Source organism: uncultured Porticoccus sp. (assembly GCF_913061305.1).
In the GTDB taxonomy this organism is placed as follows: Bacteria; Pseudomonadota; Gammaproteobacteria; order Pseudomonadales; family Porticoccaceae; genus Porticoccus.
Map to the genome: position 1 here is coordinate 80,712 of NZ_CAJXST010000004.1, position 19,497 is coordinate 100,208.

Annotated in this window: 16 protein-coding genes; 10 read left to right on the forward strand and 6 right to left on the reverse strand. The window is 52.9% G+C overall.

The features are described 5' to 3' along the window. Positions 1–42: 42 nt before the first annotated feature. The 5 genes from QZ516_RS05845 to yrfG all read right to left on the reverse strand — a co-directional run bounded on the left by QZ516_RS05845 (position 43) and on the right by yrfG (position 4,125). Positions 43–1,602: a phosphoenolpyruvate carboxykinase gene (locus tag QZ516_RS05845; protein WP_297187495.1), complete on the reverse strand. Its 1,560-nt coding sequence runs from the start codon at positions 1,600–1,602 to the stop codon at positions 43–45. 87 nt (positions 1,603–1,689) lie between these two features. Continuing rightward, on the reverse strand, positions 1,690–2,580 hold the full coding sequence (hslO, locus tag QZ516_RS05850; protein WP_297187497.1) for an Hsp33 family molecular chaperone HslO: 891 nt from the start codon (positions 2,578–2,580) through the stop codon (positions 1,690–1,692). 93 nt (positions 2,581–2,673) lie between these two features. After that, positions 2,674–3,111, reverse strand: coding sequence for a DUF4124 domain-containing protein (locus QZ516_RS05855; protein ID WP_297187499.1), 438 nt, complete (start codon positions 3,109–3,111; stop codon positions 2,674–2,676). Further along, on the reverse strand, positions 3,108–3,515 hold the full coding sequence (locus tag QZ516_RS05860; protein ID WP_297187501.1) for a S4 domain-containing protein: 408 nt from the start codon (positions 3,513–3,515) through the stop codon (positions 3,108–3,110). Before QZ516_RS05860 ends, QZ516_RS05855 begins: the two co-directional genes overlap by 4 nt. Continuing rightward, positions 3,508–4,125, reverse strand: a complete 618-nt coding sequence (gene yrfG, locus QZ516_RS05865; RefSeq protein ID WP_297187872.1) for a GMP/IMP nucleotidase — start codon at positions 4,123–4,125, stop codon at positions 3,508–3,510. Before yrfG ends, QZ516_RS05860 begins: the two co-directional genes overlap by 8 nt. An 82-nt stretch (positions 4,126–4,207) precedes the next feature. On the opposite strand from yrfG, the gene nudE reads away from it, so the two are divergent. Both nudE and cysQ read left to right on the forward strand, forming a co-directional pair. Further along, a complete protein-coding gene (nudE, locus tag QZ516_RS05870) occupies positions 4,208–4,768 on the forward strand; it encodes an ADP compounds hydrolase NudE (RefSeq protein ID WP_297187503.1) in 561 nt (186 codons plus the stop codon). Further along, positions 4,765–5,604: a 3'(2'),5'-bisphosphate nucleotidase CysQ gene (gene cysQ, locus QZ516_RS05875; RefSeq protein ID WP_297187504.1), complete on the forward strand. Its 840-nt coding sequence runs from the start codon at positions 4,765–4,767 to the stop codon at positions 5,602–5,604. Before nudE ends, cysQ begins: the two co-directional genes overlap by 4 nt. On the opposite strand, the gene QZ516_RS05880 is transcribed toward cysQ, so the two are convergent. Beyond that, positions 5,596–8,079: a penicillin-binding protein 1A gene (locus tag QZ516_RS05880; RefSeq protein WP_297187506.1), complete on the reverse strand. Its 2,484-nt coding sequence runs from the start codon at positions 8,077–8,079 to the stop codon at positions 5,596–5,598. The two genes, cysQ and QZ516_RS05880, sit on opposite strands and share 9 nt — an antisense overlap. A gap of 134 nt (positions 8,080–8,213) precedes the next feature. Between QZ516_RS05880 and QZ516_RS05885 the strand changes: the two genes are divergently transcribed. The 8 genes from QZ516_RS05885 to gltB all read left to right on the forward strand — a co-directional run bounded on the left by QZ516_RS05885 (position 8,214) and on the right by gltB (position 19,488). Continuing rightward, a complete protein-coding gene (locus tag QZ516_RS05885; protein ID WP_297187508.1) occupies positions 8,214–9,281 on the forward strand; it encodes a pilus assembly protein PilM in 1,068 nt (355 codons plus the stop codon). Between the two features lies 1 nt (position 9,282). After that, complete coding sequence (locus QZ516_RS05890) at positions 9,283–9,870, forward strand: PilN domain-containing protein (RefSeq protein WP_297187510.1); 588 nt, start codon at positions 9,283–9,285, stop codon at positions 9,868–9,870. Then, complete coding sequence (locus tag QZ516_RS05895) at positions 9,870–10,481, forward strand: type 4a pilus biogenesis protein PilO (protein ID WP_297187511.1); 612 nt, start codon at positions 9,870–9,872, stop codon at positions 10,479–10,481. The genes QZ516_RS05890 and QZ516_RS05895 overlap by 1 nt, the downstream gene beginning before the upstream one ends. Before the next feature lie 3 nt (positions 10,482–10,484). Beyond that, positions 10,485–11,021, forward strand: a complete 537-nt coding sequence (locus QZ516_RS05900) for a pilus assembly protein PilP (protein WP_297187513.1) — start codon at positions 10,485–10,487, stop codon at positions 11,019–11,021. A 23-nt stretch (positions 11,022–11,044) separates the two neighbouring features. After that, positions 11,045–13,192 carry a type IV pilus secretin PilQ family protein gene (locus QZ516_RS05905; protein WP_297187514.1) on the forward strand — a complete coding sequence of 716 codons (2,148 nt, stop codon included), beginning with the start codon at positions 11,045–11,047 and terminating at the stop codon, positions 13,190–13,192. Continuing rightward, positions 13,192–13,716 (forward strand): shikimate kinase AroK, encoded by a 525-nt coding sequence (aroK, locus tag QZ516_RS05910; RefSeq protein ID WP_297187516.1) that lies wholly within the window; start codon positions 13,192–13,194, stop codon positions 13,714–13,716. The genes QZ516_RS05905 and aroK overlap by 1 nt, the downstream gene beginning before the upstream one ends. Positions 13,717–13,760: 44 nt before the next feature. Continuing rightward, positions 13,761–14,849: a 3-dehydroquinate synthase gene (aroB, locus tag QZ516_RS05915; protein WP_297187874.1), complete on the forward strand. Its 1,089-nt coding sequence runs from the start codon at positions 13,761–13,763 to the stop codon at positions 14,847–14,849. A gap of 184 nt (positions 14,850–15,033) precedes the next feature. Continuing rightward, a complete protein-coding gene (gene gltB / locus QZ516_RS05920) occupies positions 15,034–19,488 on the forward strand; it encodes a glutamate synthase large subunit (protein ID WP_297187518.1) in 4,455 nt (1,484 codons plus the stop codon). Positions 19,489–19,497 lie beyond the last annotated feature (9 nt).

The following is a 19,497-nucleotide window of genomic DNA, read 5'->3' on the forward strand; positions in this document are numbered from 1 at the left end:
CGCCCCTGGAGGCGCCTTTTTGTTGTTCTGATTGACGGGCCGTTAAAGCTTGGGACCAGCATTTAAAACAGCGTCAGTGACTTCAAATCGTTTGATATTTTCAATAAACAGTCCGGCGAGCTTGGCGGCCTGTTCGTCGTAGGCAGCCTTGTCTTCCCAGGTTTCGCGGGGGTTGAGATAGCGGGTGTCAACGCCCGGGACCGTGACAGGGATATCCAGGTTGATCAGTGGCAGTCTGACGGTTTCCACGTCCTCCAGGTCGCCATTCTGAATGGCGGCAATAATGCCTCGTGTCACGGGGATCGGGAATCTGGAACCTGTGCCACCCGGTGCTCCCGAGCCCGCGGTCCATCCGGTGTTGACCAGGTAGACACGGCTGTCGAAATCGTCGATACGCTTCATCAGCAACTCGGCGTATACATTGGCTGGGCGGGGCATAAAAGGGGCCCCGAAACAGGTGGAAAAGGTCGGCTGAATGCCTGCACTTCCGCCCACTTCCGTGGAACCTACTCTGGCCGTGTAACCGCTGAGGAAGTGATAGGCTGCGGCCTCTTTTGAAAGAATCGATACCGGTGGCAAAACGCCGGATACATCACAGGTCAGAAAGATGACATTTTTCGGTTCGCCGGCACGGTTTTCCAGGCAGCGCATCTCCACATGCTCCAGCGGATAACTGCAGCGACCATTTTCTGAAAGACTGGTGTCATCGTAATCGGCCGTGCGGCTGGTATTGACGACAACATTTTCCACAATGGCGCCAAAGCGAATCGCATCCCAGATGACCGGTTCGTTCTTTTTGCTCAGATTGATGGTTTTGGCGTAGCAGCCTCCCTCCATGTTGAATACGGAGCCTTTTGCCCAGCCGTGTTCATCATCGCCGATAAGATAGCGGTTTGGGTCGGCAGAGAGGGTGGTTTTCCCGGTGCCTGAGAGGCCAAAGAACAGGCAGACATCGCCGCCGGCGCCGACGTTGGCAGCGCAGTGCATGGGCATGACGTCTTTTTCCGGCAACAGGAAGTTTTGTACCGAGAACATGGCTTTTTTCATTTCGCCCGCATACTTCAGTCCTGCAATCAGTACCTTGCGCTGCGCGACATTGATAATACCCACGGCATCACTGTTGGTGCCGTCCCGTTCCGGGTCGCAGACAAAATTGGCGGCATGGATGATTTTCCATTGCTCTTTGCCGGAGGGGTTGTATTTTTCCGGACGAATAAACATGTTGTGGCCGAACAGGCTGTGCCAGGCGGTTTCGGTAGTAACCTTTACTGGTAGATAGTGCTCTGAATCCTGGCCTACATGGAGGTGGGATACAAAGCGATCACGATCCGCCAGATGGGTTTCCACGCGATCCCAAAGTGCATTGAATGCCTCTTGTGGAAAGGGGCGATTTACGGGGCCCCAGTTGATGTCATCCCGGCTGCTTGGTTCATCTACAATGAAGCGATCCGCCGGTGATCGGCCGGTTCGGTTGCCAGTGACAGAGAGAAAGGCGCCGGTATCGGTCAGGTGTCCTTCCCCGCGTTGGAGGGCCAGCTCAATCAGCTCGGCGGAGCAAAGATCGGTGTAAACGTTCACCGCAGAATCTTCGATTTGCGTCATCAGTAATATCGTCCTGTAGGGGTTTCCGGTCAGGTTGTCGGCCCTGCTGGAGCCGAAGGGGTGGCAATTATGCCAGAAAAAATTCCTCTAGTGGAGCACTGGGGGACTTTCGTCGAACAGCCGTTGGATATCATCGCGGGTAAACCTGTAATGCTGGCCGCAAAAATGACAATCAATGGCCACCAGACCGGCTTCGTCAAGGATGCTGTTGAGCTCTTTTTCTCCGAGGGAAAGCAGTGCCTGAGAGATACGCTCTTTTGAGCAGCTGCAGTTAAACTGGACAGGCTTTGCTTCGAACAGTCTCAGCGGTTCCTGGTGAAAAAGGCGGTGAAGTTGTTGTTCGTGGTCGAGTGTTAACTGCTCTTCGGCCGTGATCGTGCTGGCCAGTTGTGTGGTGTGTTCCCACATCTGCAGATTTTCTTCCGCCGACGTTTCCAGCTGCCTGGGCAGTGCCTGAAGCAGCAAGCCGGCAGCCCTTGGTGAATCAAGTTCAGTGTCGGCCGCCAGCCAGATCCGGGTTCTGAGTTGTTCCGAGCGAGTGAAGTAATCCTCCAGACAGTTGGCGAGATTCTCTGACTCCAGTGGCACAATGCCCTGGTAGCGCTCGCCGTTACTGGGGTCAATCGTGAGGCTCAAGGTTCCCTTGCCCACGAGCGCTGCGAGTGATTCGTCGGTATTAAAGTCATAAGCGCGGTCAAAACTGGCAATCGCTCGCAGGTTGTGGTGGCGAGTGCAGTCAGCCATGATCATCGAGAGTGGGCCAGGCCCCTGGGCCTGAAGTGTCAGGACGCCATCAAATTTGAGTGTTGCACTGAGCATGCCTGCAGCCGCCATGAATTCCCCCAGCAGTTGCTTGATCAATTGAGGGTAATTGCCGCGGGCGATGGCTTCGCCATAGCTGTGTTCCAAGGTTAAAATTTCGCCGCGAATATCAAATTGATCAAAGATAAATCCTTGCAGCTTGTCCCTGTCGGGCATTTGGTGGCTCCTCTGAAACGGGCGATGGAATTTAGTGTGATACTCGGGAGTTGTCCAGTGTGGCCAAGTCTCTGCGGGTTCAAATGTAGGTGGCTACGAGCAATGGATCTGGATTTGTTGTTCCAGCTGTTTTGCCCGTTGCTGCCGTTCCTCTTCGCTAATGATAATTTCGTTGCCCTCAGTATCTTCGAAAGCGACCCTGCCACGCAGTACACGGAGCTGGTTGCGCGCTTTCTGGCAGTCTCTTTGTTTGTGTAGATACTGTTTCTCCTGCTCGGCCTTTTGTCGGGCGTTAAACGCTTTTTCTTCAGGCGTTGCTCCCTGGAAAACAGCCTTGAGCTTTTCCGTTTCAGTGGTGCTGGAATCGTTGTTGAGTGGGCGCAATTCCCCCGATATGTCTTGTGCGGTGGCGTTGTTCTCCGGCTGTTTATCCGAAAAATGTATTTTGCCGTTTTCATCGACCCAGCGGTAAATGGCCGCCTGGCTCAGGGGCGTCAGGCATAACAGCAGGACAAGAAGGCACGCTTTCATGATTGGTTCTGCTCTTTGAATCGATGGATTTGCCGGCGCTGCTTTTTGCTGGGCCGCTCGTCGGAAAAGCGAATGCCCTGTTGCGCGACTTTGCGTTGAAGCGCCTGTTGCTCGCGTCTGACCCGGCTTTGTTCCGTTTCTGTATAGAGTTTCGCCGCGTCGTCGGCGCCCCGACGTTGGGTGCTGAGCTGCTCCACCAGAACGGTTTTTTCATCCCACCCCTGTCGTATATCGAGGACGGTTCCCACTGTGATCTCTTTGCTGGGCTTCGCCCGGTGGCCATCAATGTGGACTTTGCCGCCTTCAATGGCCACTTTAGCCAGTGCGCGTGTTTTAAAGAATCTCGCAGCCCATAGCCATTTATCCAGACGGACCTTCTGCTCAGGTATTTTTTCATTAACCATCGGGCAATATCTCGTCAAAGTGAATGATGGAGGGAAACTCCTGGATGATGATGGGCGCTGTTTTGCTATCCGGTTGGCTAATAGCCAAAAGGTGGCCGATGCCATAGGCGGCTGCCGCTTTTAATACCGGCAGGGAGTCGTCGATAAACAGTGTTCTGGCCGGGTTGAAATGTTGCCTGCGTTCCAGTGCTTGCCAGAATACGGGGGATTCTTTGGGATGGCCGAATTCATGTGAGCTGTAGACATGGTCCAATAGCGATTCGATGCTGGTGAGTTTCAGCTTGAGATCCAGGCTCTGTGGATGGGCATTGGTGATCAGGATTCGTTGTTTACCATGGGCACCCAGTTGTTCGAGGAATTCCTGCACGAAGGGGCGTTCAGTGATCAAGTAGTCGATCTCTTCTTTCAACTGACGAATATTCAGCGATAGTTCCTGGGACCAGTGCTCCAGGCAATACCACTCCAGCGTACCGCGTTTTGCATTGATCCGTTTGTACAACTCGGGCGTTGTCTTGTCCGCGCAGAGTCCATGATGTTCTGCATAGCGGCGGGGCAGGTGGGTGAGCCAGAAAAAATTATCGAAATGCAGGTCCAGCAGCGTGCCGTCCATGTCGAGTAGTACGGTGTCGATAGTATTCCAGTCGATCTTCACAGCTATAATGGTCTGCCACGTTATCAAGGTATTGTTCAGTATGCCGACAAAACCCCTCATATTGAAGCGGCGACAGCTGGCCAAAACCCGGTTGTTCCAGATTGAAGAGCAGGACCTGCAGTTTGCCAATGGCGCTCGGCGTGTCTATGAGCGATTGCTGCGATCCGGTGAGGGTGCGGTATTGATTGTTCCCATGCTGGATGATGAAACGGTCCTGCTGGTTCGGGAGTATGGTGCCGGCATCGGCGATTATCAGATCGCCTTGCCAAAAGGCGCAATAGATCCAGGAGAGGATGCGTTGCAGGCGGCCAACAGGGAGTTGATGGAGGAGGTGGGCTATGGTGCGCGCGAGCTGCAATTCGTCAAAAGCCTGACACTGTCACCCGCCTATATGGAGCACGATATTCTGGTGGTTCTGGCCGAGGGGTTGTATGAGAAGCGATTGCCCGGCGATGAGCCAGAAACTATTGAGGTGATCCCCTGGAAAATGGCCGATCTGGCCACATTGGTGGCGCGGGATGATTTCACGGAGGGGCGCTCCATCGCTGCATTGTTTTTGGTCAGAGACTTACTCAATAATCGAGCGGCGGTAAAGCTGTGAATCACCCTTTTCTGAACGGCGCCATGGCGCTCGCAGTGGATGCGGGTAAAAGCATACTGTCGTTTTACCGCAGCGGCGATCCTCTTCCGGTGATGACCAAACAGGATCGCTCGCCGGTGACCGAGGCAGATTATAGCGCTCACCGGGTATTGGTGGCTGGGCTGCCGGATATACTGGCCGTTCCTGTGCTGTCGGAAGAGTCCGAGCCGCCTCCACTTGATGTCAGGGCCCGTTGGGATCGCTATTGGCTTATTGATCCGCTGGATGGTACGCGGGAGTTTCTGGATGGCAATGATGAGTTTACGGTCAATATCGCACTGATTGAGTCAGGCATACCCATCCTGGGGGTGATCTATGTCCCCGTTACGGGCATAGGCTATGCCGGTGGCCCTGGTCTTGGTGCATTCAAATATGAAAGCCAGCGATGGTCCGGGATTCAGGTGCGGACGGAGGCTCAGCGACGCCTGCTGGAGGAGCCTTTCAGGTTGGTGACAAGCCGTCGGCACGGCATGCCCGAGGTTAGGCAGCTGGCGGAAAGGCTGAGCCGCTCTCTCGGCGATGTGATGATTTGCGAGATTGGCAGCTCACTGAAGTTTTGTCATGTCGCCGAGGGGCACGCCGATTTATACCCGCGCTTTGCCCCCACCAGCGAATGGGATACCGCAGCAGGTCAGGCAATACTTGAAGCCGCCGGTGGGCGTGTGGTGGGGCTGGATTTTCATCCCCTCGCCTATAACAGCAAGTCTGACTTTCTCAACCCTTTTTTTTATGGATTGGGTGACAGGGCTTTTCCCTGGCAGGATTTATTAACCACGCCCGGGGACGATCTAGAATAAATCCTCAGGTCTCGGACCTTGTGATGTGCCGAAACCGCCGTCAGATGATCTGTGAGTATCCATCAGGGGAGGGACATCCTCCTCGCGGAAAATTTCAAACACGGCATTGCTGTGGTCCGGCCCGACCCGCAGTCCTGTGTCAGGATCAATTCTCACCATCACCACGCCTTCCGGTTGCGGGCGACTGATTTCCGGTTTGTCCGCCAGTGCCACTCGCATGAAGTCCATCCAGATTGGCAGAGCCGCAGAGCCGCCATATTCATTTCTGCCCAATAACAGATTTTGGTCAAAACCAAGCCATGCAGTGGCGACAATGTGCGGGCTATAGCCTGAAAACCAGGCATCTTTCGGACCATTTGTCGTACCGGTTTTTCCTGCCAGATCGGTGCGCTTGAGCGCCAGGGCCCGCCTGCCTGTTCCCTTGACAATAACGTCTTTGAGAATGGAGTCCATGATGTAGGCAACGCCCGGCTCAATGATTCTCGGTGCATTGGGTGGAGGTAAATACAATTGTTCTGGCACGTGAGGGTTGGTGTTGGCCGCGTCATTATCGGGGTCCTGCGTGGACGGGCCGACATCCCTGTTGTCCAAAGCGTTCTCCAGGCGATTGTTTTCAGGTTGCCTGTGGTCACAATCCTTGCGGCAGACAGTCATGGGGGCCGCTTTATACAGCAGTTCGCCGGCAGAGTCCTCGACGCGATCCACCAGGTAGGGCTCAACCCGGTAGCCACCGTTAGCCAGCGCTGCATAGCCGGTGACAATCTGCAATGGAGTGACGGCATGACTGCCCAGTGCCAGTGACAAGTCTCTGGGCAATTTGCTTTCATCAAAACCAAAACGTTTTAGTCCTTCGATGGCTTTGTTGATGCCAATGGATCTCATCAACCGGATAGAGACCAGGTTTCGAGAGAGGTAGAGTGCTTTGCGCAGACGGGTGGGTCCAAAAAACTTGCCCCCGTCGTTTTCAGGGCGCCAACTCTTTTCCAGTGACCCGTCGTCGAATACCACAGGCGCATCATTGATGATGCTGGCCGGCGTAAATCCGTTTTCCAGCGCAATCGTGTAGATAAAGGGTTTGAAGTTAGAGCCCGGCTGGCGCTCAGCCTGGGTTGCCCGGTTAAAATTGCTCTGGCGGAAGTCGTAACCTCCGATCAATGCCTGAATGGCGCCATTCTCGGGATCGAGGGCAACGATGGCGGCCTGGGCTTTTGGCAATTGACCCAGTTGCCACGACTCCTGATGTTGCCGGATTCTGATGAGGTCGCCCACAGAGAAGAGCTCATCTGCTGTTTTTATGGGTGCGGAGCGGTTGCTGGGGCTGATATAGCGCCGAAGCCCCTTGAGACCGTTTTCCCAGGAAATTTCAACCGTCTCAGCGAATTCTGTCTGAACGACCAGGGCCTGGGGTTTTATCTCAGAGATAATGGCGGGAACCAGGTTTCCGTAGGTCGGTGTCTCACGCAGGGTTGTCTGCCAATCCTCCGGTTCGGGTAGATTTTTTTCAGGGCCACGAAAGCCGTGCCGGCTATCATAGGCGACCAGCCCATCCTGAACGGCCTGCTCGGCGGCTTGCTGCAACTGGCTGTTGATGGTCGTAATCACCCGGTAGCCATCGGTGTAGGCGGACAGTCCCACCATATCAACGATCTCCCGGCGGGCCATCTCTGCGATGTAGGGTGCATCGAGTTCAGTCAGATAGCCGTGATAGCTGGCACTGACAGGTTCGTTTCGTGCCGACAGGTAGGTCGCTTCATCAATATGATCCAACTCGAACATTCGCTTCAGGATCCAGTTGCGTCGAATCAGAGCCCTGGTTGGGTTGGCGATGGGATTAAAGGCGGAGGGAGCTTTTGGTAAGCCCGCCAGCATGGCCACTTGAGCCAGGTTGAGGTTGTCAATGGTTGTGCCGTAGTAAACCTGAGCGGCGGCCTCAATACCGTAGGCGCGATTACCCTGGTAAATCTTGTTGGCGTAAAGCGTGAGAATCTCCTCTTTGCTGAGCTCGTCCTCGATACGCAATGCCAGCAGAATTTCATTGAACTTTCGGGTGAATGTTTGTTGGCGTGAGAGGAAATAATTGCGGGCCACCTGCATGGTAATGGTGCTGCCGCCGGTTTGGATTTCGCCAGTGCTGATCAATTCCGATGCGGCACGCAACAAGCTGGTAATATCCACGCCGGAATGCTGATAAAAGCGATCATCCTCGGCGGATAGCAATGCTTGTATATAAATGGGGGGAATTTGCTCGAAGGTGATCGGGTTGCGTCTTTTTTCACCAAATTCACCAATTAGATGCAAATCTTGTGAGTAAATTCTCAAAGGTGTCTGCAGTTTTACCTGCCTGAGGCTTTCAGAAGAGGGCAGTTTGGGGCTAAGGTAGAGATACAGGCTTCCGGTTGCAATCAGTGTGCAGCCCAGTGCGGATAGAGCAAGCCAGACAAGTATGCCGGTGATTTTGTAAAAGCGGTGAATCATGTGGTGACCGTTTTAAAAAAACAGCATGGTATTATAGAGCCAAAAGAATGGGGACACACTACTTGCAAACTTGCAAAAAATAGTTAAAGTCCTGACTTAGTTGCTTTACGTAACCTTGGGAAAAGAAAACAAAAATGGGACTTTTCAGTTTTCTAGACCAGCAACCCAAAAGTTTATTGGGGCTGGACATAACATCTTCCGCTGTGAAGTTGCTGGAGATCAGTCGTAGCGGTAATCGTTACAGGGTTGAAAGCTACATGGTGAGGCCTCTGCCACCGAACACGGTTGTGGAAAAAAACATCAATGATGTAGAGGCTCTCGCCGAGATTATTCGCAAGGTGGTGAGCCAAGCCAAAGCCAAGGCCAGGGATACCGCTGTTGCGGTATCGGGTTCGTCGGTGATCACCAAGGTGATTGAGATGCCAGCCGACCTCAATGATCAGGCAATGGAAACCCAGATTGCCCTCGAAGCAGACCAGTATATCCCCTATCCCCTCGACGAGGTTGCCCTCGATTTTGAAGTGATCGGTCTTTCGGATAATAACCCCGAACAGGTCGACGTTCTGCTGGCCGCGTGCAGGCGGGAAAACGTCGATTCCCGTGCCGATGCGCTAGAGCAGGCCGGCCTTAACCCCAAGGTGGTCGATGTCGAGGTCTTTGCTGTCGAGCGGGCATTCGAGTTGTTGTCTACGCAATTGGAAGAGCTCGGTGATCAGGTGGTCGCTATCGCGGACATAGGCGCCACCATGTTGACACTGAGTGTTCTGGTAAACGGTAAAACAGTTTATACACGGGAACAGTTGTTTGGTGGCAAGCAGGTTACCGAAGAAATCCAGCGCCGTTACGGCCTATCCCTCGAAGAGGCAGGTCAGGCCAAAAAACAGGGCGGCCTTCCGGAAGACTATGTCTCAGAAGTACTGGAGCCATTTAAGGATGCCTTGGTCCAGCAAATATCCCGTTCTCTGCAATTCTTCTTTTCATCCAGTCAGTACAACTATATTGACCAGCTGATCCTGGCGGGGGGGGTGGCCGCGATGGAAGGATTGCGTGAGGAAATAGAGGGCAAGTTGGGGTTGCCCACGATGATTGCAAACCCCTTTGCGGATATGGAAGTGTCCAACAAGGTGAATGCCGTTGCATTGGCTAACGATGCTCCGGCCATGTTGATTGCCGCTGGGCTAGCGTTGCGAGGGCTTGAATAAGATGGCCAAGATCAACTTACTGCCCTGGCGCGAAGCGCTTCGCGCGGAGAAGAAAAAAGAATTTATTACGCTTATCTGTGTGGTTCTGGTTGCTGCAGTGATCAGTGCCTTCGGCTGGGATCGCATGCTCTCCAGCCAGATAGAGACCCAAAACGATAGAAACGCCTTGCTGAAGGCCGAGATCGCCAAACTTGAAAAACAGGTCACAGAGATCAAAGAACTGAAAAAGCGCCGCCAGGATCTGCTAGATCGTATGGAGGTGATTCAGGAGCTGCAAGGCAACCGGCCGGAAATAGTCAGAATTTACGATGAGTTCGTTCGATCAGTGCCAGACGGTGTTTATTTCACCAAGATGACCAGAAAGGATGATCAGGTTTCACTGGAAGGGTATGCAGAGTCAAACAATCGCGTTTCTGCTTTGATGCGTCAGCTTGACGCTTCCTACAAATTCACCGAGCCAAATCTTACCAAGGTGCAGGCCAATGATGCCCTCGGAGAAGACGGAAGTCGGTTTGAGATGAAGGTCAAAATTGTCAATACACCGGTTGCGCAAGGGTCGCCGAGTGAGACTGCTGAGGGAGATACCTGATGGCGCTAAGTGATTCCTTTCAGCAATTAAAGGATTTTGATTTTACTGACCTGGATTTTGACAGTATTGGCGTATGGCCCCTTCCTGTCAGAGTGCTGTTGTTGATCGTGGTGTTTTCCCTGGTGTTGGCCGGTACTTATTACTTCCATGTCAAGGATCTTGGTGTACAGCTGGAGCAATCTAAAGCCCAGGAAGTCAAGTTAAAAAACAACTTTGAACAAAAGGCATTCCAGGCGGCAAATCTTGAGGCGTACAGGATTCAGATGGCGGAAGTGGAAAAACTTTTTAGCGCCCTGCTGGCGCAGCTGCCAAGTGATACTGAAGTACCTGGATTGCTGGAGGACATTACGGAAATCGGTCATGGTGCAAGCCTGAATATTTCCAGTATTACTCTCCAACCCGAGCGGTCAGCGGAGTTTTATGTGGAGTTGCCAATAAAAATTGTTGCTGAGGGCGGTTACCACGATGTTGGCGCCTTCGTCAGTGGTGTGGCCGGCTTGCCAAGAATAGTGACCCTGCATGACTACAGCTTGTCGACTAAAGGGAGCGGGGGGCTGCTGGCGTTGGAAATCCAAGCCAAAACCTACCGCTACAAGACACAGGAAGACTAGGAAATGGCCAAGTTGAAGGGTTTGACTTCTGTTATTGCCGGCTGTGTCCTGCTATTGGGTTGTTCGGGCGATAAAAGCTATAACGATTTGCAAAATTACATGCAAGAGGTCAAAGCGCGGCCTGTCGGGGAGATTGAGCCCCTGCCCACTTTCCGTTCTCACAAAACTTTCCGATACGGTGCTATCGCCATGCGGAGTCCCTTCGACGCCCCACTGCTCGCTGGTTCGGCAGAAAGTGTTGCCGGTAGGAGCACGGTAGAGCCACCCAGCGAAAATCGGAAAAGGGAATACCTCGAAAGCTTCAATTTTGCTGCGTTGTCCATGGTGGGGACCCTTTCCAGGACGGGGCAGATGTGGTCGTTGATCAATGACGGGAGTGGTGGGATTCATCGGGTTACTGTCGGTAACTATTTGGGAAAAAATTACGGACGGATTACCTCCATATCGAATGCCAAGGTAGACGTAATTGAAATTGTTCCCGACGGGAAAGGAAACTGGGTAGAGCGTCCGCGCACCCTGGGTCTGAATGAGAAAGACTAATCAAGAGGTTTGGGGAAACTGAGATGAAAGGCTATCTGAATAAGAGCATATTGGTACTGGCCGGGTATTTGGCCTGTTTGGGCCTGTCATCACAGGTGTTGGCTGAGGTGGTGCTCGAGGATATCAGCTTTGCAACTTTGCCAGGTGGCCGCTTCGAGGTCCGCATGGACTTCTCTGATACCCCCCCTGCCCCGGAGGGTTACACGATAGATAACCCGGCCAGAATCGTTCTGGATTTGCCCAGTGTAGCCAGTGCACTGGATCAAAAGAAATATGCTCTATCCTTCGAAAATGCCAGAAGTGCAGTGGTGTTGGGCACGTCAGACCGTACCCGTGTCATTCTGAATATGCTGAAAATGGCGCCCTATGAAACCCGCGTAGATGGAAACAGCATTGTTTTGTTGGTGGGTGCGAGCGATGGTGTTGCCAGAAGTACAATAAGGAAGACCAGTATTGTTGGGGCCGCAGCTACCGAAGATCGCACCAGCGCACCCACCTACAGTATTGAGGGAATTGATTTCCGCCGTGGCGAAGAAGGTGAAGGCTTGGTGGTCATTGAGCTGTCAAATCCAGCGACCAGTATTGATATTTCCCAGTCTGGTGGCGATGTCAAACTGCGTTTCTTCCGCACGATGCTGCCGGAGTCACTCGATCGCCGACTGGATGTGGTTGATTTTGCCACACCTGTAAAAGAAATTGATGCCAGCTTTGATGGTTCTACCTCGACAGTGTTGATCGATGCTGTTGGTGAATACGATTACATGGCTTACCAGACGGATGACCAATATATAGTTAGCCTGAAACCGCTCTCGGAAGAAGAGCTGGAAAATAAAAAATCCAAGTTCGCCTATGTCGGCGAAAAACTGTCGCTGAATTTTCAGGACATCGAGATCAGATCAGTGCTGCAGTTGATCGCTGACTTTACCGATCTGAATCTGGTAGCCAGTGACACGGTGTCAGGTAGCATCACCCTGCGTTTGGAGAATGTTCCCTGGGATCAGGCCCTCGATATTGTGTTAAAGGCGAAAGGGTTGGACAAGCGACAGGAGGGCAACGTGCTGATGGTCGCCCCGGCGGCTGAAATTGCAGAGCGGGAACGACTTCAGGTTGAAGCCAATAAGCAACTTCAGGAACTGGCGCCACTCAGGACTGAATTTATTCGTGTGAAATATGCCGATGCGAAAGAACTTTATGAATTATTTGATGTTCGTGGAGGCAGTAGTGGTGGTAGTTCCGGAAGTCGCACAGCCACAGATAGTATTCTGTCCGAACGGGGTTCCGCGATTGTCGATAACCGCACCAACACGATTATTCTCACTGATACAGAAGACAAGATTCTTGAGTTCAAGCGGCTGATTGACCAAATCGATATCCCGGTGAGGCAAGTTCTGATCGAGGCAAGAATTGTCATCGCCAACCGCGATTTCAGAAAAGAGATCGGCGCGCGGATGGGCTTGCAGGGCCTGCGCAACCCGGGTAATTCACAGTTCGGTTTCTCGGGCTCATTAGAGGGTTTTGATGGCGGGGTTAACCCGATTGATGCTTTTGATGGCACCCCGGGTATCGGCTCTATTCTGGTGAATGATGCCGGATTGGGTGTAGATCTTGGTGTGGAAGACCCCAATGGCAGCTTTGCGCTGGAGCTTTTGACCAACAATACGTTCATTGACCTGGAGCTCAGCGCGCTGGAAAACGAGGGCAAGGGTGAAATTGTCTCGCAGCCAAAGGTATTGACTGGCGACAAGCAGCAGGCCTCTATAAAAACCGGTACTGAAATTCCCTATCAGAATGCCACATCAAGTGGTGCCACCTCCACCCAGTTCAAGGAAGCGGTACTCTTGCTTGAAGTGACCCCGCAGATTACGCCGGATGGTCGTATCGTAATGGATATTAATGTGGCACAGGATTCTGTGGGTGACCTCCTGCCTACCGGAGAGCCTGTTATCGATATTACCCAGGTTGAGACAAAAGCCATTGTTGGCGATGGCCAGACTCTGGTACTTGGCGGGCTGTTTCAGATGCAGACTGTCAATAATGTGGAGAAGGTTCCGCTGCTGGGTGATGTTCCCTATCTGGGTCGCCTGTTCCGTCATGATATTGATGATATTCAGAAGCGTGAGATCCTGATTTTCATCACTCCCAAAATACTGAATGAAGCTTTGCTTGATTAATGACAAAACCCCACAACATCTTCCTTGTCGGCCCTATGGGGGCCGGCAAGACCACCATTGGCCGACTCCTTTCAAAGACGCTGAAACTTCAATTCATTGACCTTGATACCGAGATAGAGAAACGTTGCGGTGCCGATATCCCCTGGATATTCGATGTCGAGGGTGAAACCGGTTTTCGCAAACGGGAAAGCCAGTTGTTGGATGAAATTACAGCATCTACAGATATCCTCCTTGCGACGGGAGGTGGCGCTGTGCTTCAAGAGCAGAACAGAGCGCTTTTGCAGCAAAGGGGTTACGTTGTTTATCTGACGGCCTCGGCGGATCAGTTACTGGAGAGGACCGCACACGACCGGAATCGGCCACTACTTCAGGTGGATGATCCCGCCGCTGTCATTGATTCCCTGCTTCACGAACGCGACCCCCTCTATCGTGAAATAGCCGATTTGGTGGTTGCTACCGAGCAAAAAAAACCCCAACTCGTCGCTGATGAGATCGCAAGGATTATTCGCCAGCTAAACAGCTGATGTGATAAATTCTACCCCCTTTTTTTACTGCTAAAGAGTGACACATCGTGGACGCTGCCAATCAGCTCATTGTCGAACTAGGTGATCGTAGCTATCCAATACATATTGGGGAGGGGCTACTCCAAACGAGCGACGTTTTCGCACCCTATATCAAAGGTGCGCAGGTGTTGGTCGTGACCAATGAAACCGTTGCTCCCCTATACCTTGGCCCGATTGAAAAAAGTCTGTCCCGTTACCAGGTCGATACGCTGATTCTGCCTGATGGTGAGCGGTACAAAACGCTGCAGTATCTCAATAAAATCTATGATCGGTTGCTGGAGAAAAGGCATAACAGAAGTACTACGCTGATTGCTCTCGGTGGGGGTGTTATTGGCGATATGACCGGTTTTGCTGCCGCCACTTATCAGCGCGGTGTGAATTTCATTCAGGTTCCCACCACGCTGCTCGCCCAGGTTGATTCTTCTGTGGGGGGGAAAACAGCCGTCAATCACCCGCAGGGAAAAAACATGATTGGCGCGTTTTATCAGCCTGAATGCGTGATTGCCGATACGGCTACCCTGAAGACCTTGCCTGAAAGAGAGCTCCATGCCGGCCTCGCCGAAGTGGTCAAGTATGGCTTGATCGCCGATGAGGATTTTTTCTGCTGGCTTGAAACCAATGTGGAGCAGTTGATGGGCAAGTGTCCCGATTCGCTGGCGGTTGCAATCATGCGCTCCTGTGAAAACAAGGCAAGGATTGTCAGCCAGGATGAGCGGGAGACGGGTATTCGGGCAATACTTAACCTTGGCCACACTTTCGGGCACGCCATTGAGACGGCACAATCGTACTCGGATTGGCTGCACGGTGAAGCGATCGCTGCCGGAATGGTTATGGCGGCTGAGCTATCCAGGTTACTTGGGTGGTTACCTTCTGATGATGTCCTCCGAGCCAGGGAACTGCTTGGTCGGTGTCAACTGCCGCTATGGGCCCCGCATACAATGAATGCCGACAGGTTTCTCGATTTGATGGCGGTGGATAAAAAAGTCATGGACGGGAGCCTTCGTCTGGTTCTGCTCAAAGCTATAGGTCAGGCGATAGTCACCTCTGATTTCGATCACCAGCTACTGAGAGAGTTGCTGAAAAGCAGGTTATGACAGAAAATACTGCTCTGTTTGTCTGTCCAAGCTCCCGACCCTGAAAGACGTTTCACCCAACAGAAATTTGTGGCGCCCGCTAGTGGCGTGTAAAATGTGCCTCCTTTTGCCTCCATAAGCTCGGTTGGGCTTTTTTGGTGCTGTAACCAGCTGTTTTTATTTGTATTTTACCTAGAGTTATATTATGTCCACTGGCCTCTACCGGTTAGATGAGTTCAAAGATAACTGTGGCTTTGGTTTGATTGCCCATACCAAGGGGCAGGCGAGTCACCGTATTCTGGAAACAGCCATCGAGTCATTAACCTGCATGACCCACCGTGGTGGGATTGCCGCCGATGGCAAGACCGGCGATGGCTGTGGCTTGCTGATACAAAAGCCCGATCGTTTCATGCGGCAGCTTGCTCGTGAGCTCTTCTCTGTGGAGTTGCCAGAGATCTATGCGATTGGTGCGATCATGCTCAGTCAGGATGCGTCCCGTCGTGACAGAGCCAAAAACGTGCTTTCTGAAGCGTTGCTTGGCGAGGGTTTATCGGTAGTCGGTTGGCGCGATGTGCCTACCGACAATGCCTGCCTCGGTGATATCGCGTTGGAAACATTACCTGTTTTCGAGCAAGTCTTTGTTACCGCTGGAGAGTTGAGTGAGCAGCAACTCAATGCGGCGCTATACATGGCGACGCGGCGAGCAGAAAAAAACCTGGTTGAGGACGAAGCGTTTTATATTGCGAGTCTTTCCGCCAATGTCATCAGTTATAAAGGCTTGATGATGCCGGTGGATCTGCCAAAGTTTTATCCCGATCTGGCAAACCCCCAGCTCGAGACAGCCATTTGTGTCTTTCACCAGCGGTTTTCCACCAATACCATGCCCCGCTGGCCCCTGGCGCAACCTTTCAGGATGCTTGCCCATAATGGAGAAATCAATACCATTACCGGCAATAGAAACTGGTCCGTAGCGCGCACACCCAAATTTGAAACTGCCCTGTTGCCGAAACTGGGCGAAGTCAGCCCACTGGTCAATCGTACCGGTTCGGATTCCTCCAGTCTGGACAACATGCTCGAGGTGTTAGTCGCTGGTGGTATGGATTTGCATAAGGCCATCAGACTGCTGGTTCCACCTGCCTGGAACAATACCCAGGATTTTGGCCCCAATGAGAGAGCTTACTTCGAATACGTTTCCATGCACATGGAGCCCTGGGATGGTCCGGCTGGCCTGGTGATCACCGATGGTCGTTATGCTGTCTGTACACTCGACAGAAATGGCCTGCGCCCTTCCCGCTGGGTATTGACGGATGACGATGTCATCACTGTTGCCTCCGAAGTGGGTGTTTACAACTACAGTCCGGAGAGTGTTGTTGCCAAGGGTAAGCTCGGCCCGGGTGATATCCTCTCGATTGACACATTGACCGGCGCTATTATCGATTCAGAAGAAGTGGATCGCCAGCTGGCCTCCGGTAATCCTTACCAACAGTGGTTGAGGGATGGCAGTGTCAAAGTCATGTCGACGATGGATCAGGATTCCATCGAAGTGGAAGGCGCGCTGACCCGCGAAGAAATTTATAAATACATGAAAATGTTTCTCGCCTCTCGCGAGGAACGTGATCAGGTACTCAGGCCGATGGCGGAAGGCGGCCAGGAAGCGGTAGGTTCGATGGGTGACGATACGCCGATGGCGGTGTTGTCGAGTAAAAACCGCACGCTTTACGATTACTTTCGGCAACAGTTCGCCCAGGTCACCAATCCGCCGATCGATCCTCTGCGCGAATCGCTGGTGATGTCTTTGCAGACCCATCTCGGCCGTGAACACTGCCTGTTTACGGAAACCGAGGAACACGGTCACCGGGTAAACCTTAACAGTCCCGTGCTGTCGCCACGCAAATATTACGCGCTGAAGAATATCAATATCGCGGACTACCCGGTTCAAAAATTCGGAATTAATTACGATCCCGAACAAACCGATTTGGAGCAGGCGGTCAAACGCTTGTGTCTTGAGGTTGAAGATGCGGTTCGCTCGGGTATTGGCTGTTGTATTTTATCGGACTCCGACATTGTTCCCGGGCAACTGCCCATGCCCATGTTGATGGCGGTAGGCGCCGTCCACCATCACCTGATTGCTGTGGGGGAGCGCTGCAACGCAAACATCATCGCCAGCACGGCCTCGGCGCGGGATGCGCATCAGATTGCTGCGCTGATCGGCTATGGGGCTTCGGCGGTCTATCCCTATCTGAGTTACCACATCCTGTGTGATCTGGTGCAATCCGGTGAACTGCTCAGTGATCTTGATGTTGCCTTTAAGAATTATCGCAAGGCGATTAACAAGGGCCTGTTGAAAATACTTTCCAAAATGGGTATTTCCACGATTGCATCCTATCGGGGCTCCCAACTGTTTGAGATCGTGGGCCTGTCATCTGAAGTGGTCGACCTCTGTTTCACTGATACCCCGAGCCGTATTCAGGGCGCCGGGTTCGAAGACCTGCAGCAGGATCAGCAGCGATTGGCCCGGGAAGCATGGAGTGATCGCAAACCCGTTAATCCCGGCGGTCTCCTGAAATATGTTCACGGCCAGGAATATCACGCGTTCAATCCCGACGTGGTCCAGGCGCTGCATCGCTCTGTGCAAAATAATGATTATGCGGCCTGGCACGACTATGCCGCGCTGGTTAATCAGCGCCCGATAGCAACGCTGCGGGATCTGCTGAAGTTGCGTGATGACATCGTGCCTATGCCCATGGCGGAGATTGAGCCGATCGAAAAAATCATCAAACGCTTTGATTCGGCGGGCATGTCGTTGGGCGCACTATCACCGGAGGCACATGAAGCCCTTGCCGAGGCCATGAATACCCTGGGCGGACGCTCCAACTCTGGTGAGGGCGGTGAGGACTCGGTGCGCTTTGGTACGAACAAGGTCTCCAAGATCAAACAGGTTGCCTCGGGTCGATTTGGTGTGACACCGCATTATTTGTCCAGTGCGGAAGTCATCCAGATCAAGATTGCCCAGGGCGCAAAGCCGGGTGAGGGTGGTCAATTACCGGGTGGCAAGGTCAATGAATTAATTGCCCGGCTGCGCTATTCGGTTCCCGGTGTGACACTGATTTCACCGCCCCCGCATCATGATATCTATTCTATTGAGGATCTGGCCCAGCTGATTTTTGATCTGAAGCAGGTTAATCCGACCGCTCTGGTATCCGTAAAATTGGTATCGAGGCCGGGTGTGGGAACGATTGCTGCAGGTGTGGCGAAAGCCTATGCAGACCTGATCACCATATCGGGGTATGACGGTGGCACTGCGGCCAGCCCCTTAACCTCCATTCGTTACGCGGGCTCTCCATGGGAGCTCGGTTTGTCGGAAACCCACCAGATGTTGCGAGCCAACGATCTGAGAGGGAAAGTGCGTGTGCAAACTGACGGTGGTTTGAAAACCGGGCTGGATGTTGTCAAGGCGGCCATTCTCGGTGCCGAGAGCTTTGGTTTTGGCACGGCCCCGATGATCGCCCTGGGCTGCAAGTACCTGCGTATTTGCCATCTCAATAATTGTGCAACGGGCGTTGCCACTCAGGACAAGACACTCCGGGAACAGTATTACCTGGGTACCGTGGAAATGGCGCGCAATTTCTTCCGTTTCATGGCAGAAGAAACCCGCGAGTGGATGTCACGTCTCGGGGTCAGGAGTCTTGAGGAGCTCGTGGGACGGGTGGATTTGCTGGAAGTATTACCCGGCGTGACGGAAAAACAGAAAAAGCTCGATCTGTCACCCATCATCTATACTGATGAACTGTTGCAAAGCAAACCGCAAACCTGCCAGGTGCCAAGAAACACGCCATTTGACAAGGGGTATCTGGCAGAGCGTATGGTCGAGGATATCCTCCCCGCAATCGAGGCAAAGTCGGGCGGGGAGTACCACTACTCCGTCAGCAACTGTGATCGTTCCATCGGTGCGCGTTTGTCCGGGGAGATAGCCAAGCGCCACGGTAATCAGGGGATGGCCGACGCGCCGGTGAAACTGAACCTTCAAGGCGTCGCCGGTCAATCACTGGGTGTCTGGAACGCCGGTGGACTGGATATTTATTTGCGGGGGGATGCCAACGATTACGTCGGTAAGGGTATGGCCGGTGGGAAAATTGTCATTGCGCCACCAGAAGCCAGTAAATTTTCTTCAAATCAGGCACCGATTATAGGCAATACCTGCCTGTATGGTGCCACCGGTGGAAAGTTATACGCCGCCGGCCGTGCAGGCGAGCGTTTTGCGGTGCGTAACTCGGGTTGTATCGCGGTGGTCGAGGGTGCTGGGCACCATTGCTGTGAGTATATGACAGGTGGCGTAGTCGTGGTGCTTGGCAATACCGGTCCGAATTTCGGTGCAGGCATGACCGGTGGTTTTGCCTATGTACTGGATGAAGAGCGAACTTTTGTCGACCGCTACAATATGGAGCTGGTCGATATTCAGCGCATTACCAGTGAGGCCACCGAGGCCTACCGCCATAACCTGGAAAGTCTGATCAAGGACTTTGTGGAAGAAACCGGTAGCGCCTGGGGTCAACAGGTCCTCGAAAACCTGGAGAGCTTCCTCAATAAATTCTGGCTGGTCAAGCCCAAGGCTGCGAGTCTGCAAAGCTTGCTTGAACACACTCGTGCTGCACCCCAATAAGGCTGTTGT

Coding starts and splice junctions, on each gene's coding strand:
- QZ516_RS05845 (WP_297187495.1), bottom strand. CDS start 1,602: ATGACGCAAATCGAAGATTCTGCGGTGAACGTTTACACCGATCTTTGC.
- hslO (WP_297187497.1), bottom strand. CDS start 2,580: ATGCCCGACAGGGACAAGCTGCAAGGATTTATCTTTGATCAATTTGAT.
- QZ516_RS05855 (WP_297187499.1), bottom strand. CDS start 3,111: ATGAAAGCGTGCCTTCTTGTCCTGCTGTTATGCCTGACGCCCCTGAGC.
- QZ516_RS05860 (WP_297187501.1), bottom strand. CDS start 3,515: ATGGTTAATGAAAAAATACCTGAGCAGAAGGTCCGTCTGGATAAATGG.
- yrfG (WP_297187872.1), bottom strand. CDS start 4,125: ATGGACGGCACGCTGCTGGACCTGCATTTCGATAATTTTTTCTGGCTC.
- nudE (WP_297187503.1), top strand. CDS start 4,208: ATGCCGACAAAACCCCTCATATTGAAGCGGCGACAGCTGGCCAAAACC.
- QZ516_RS05880 (WP_297187506.1), bottom strand. CDS start 8,079: ATGATTCACCGCTTTTACAAAATCACCGGCATACTTGTCTGGCTTGCT.
- QZ516_RS05885 (WP_297187508.1), top strand. CDS start 8,214: ATGGGACTTTTCAGTTTTCTAGACCAGCAACCCAAAAGTTTATTGGGG.
- QZ516_RS05890 (WP_297187510.1), top strand. CDS start 9,283: ATGGCCAAGATCAACTTACTGCCCTGGCGCGAAGCGCTTCGCGCGGAG.
- QZ516_RS05895 (WP_297187511.1), top strand. CDS start 9,870: ATGGCGCTAAGTGATTCCTTTCAGCAATTAAAGGATTTTGATTTTACT.
- QZ516_RS05900 (WP_297187513.1), top strand. CDS start 10,485: ATGGCCAAGTTGAAGGGTTTGACTTCTGTTATTGCCGGCTGTGTCCTG.
- QZ516_RS05905 (WP_297187514.1), top strand. CDS start 11,045: ATGAAAGGCTATCTGAATAAGAGCATATTGGTACTGGCCGGGTATTTG.
- aroK (WP_297187516.1), top strand. CDS start 13,192: ATGACAAAACCCCACAACATCTTCCTTGTCGGCCCTATGGGGGCCGGC.
- gltB (WP_297187518.1), top strand. CDS start 15,034: ATGTCCACTGGCCTCTACCGGTTAGATGAGTTCAAAGATAACTGTGGC.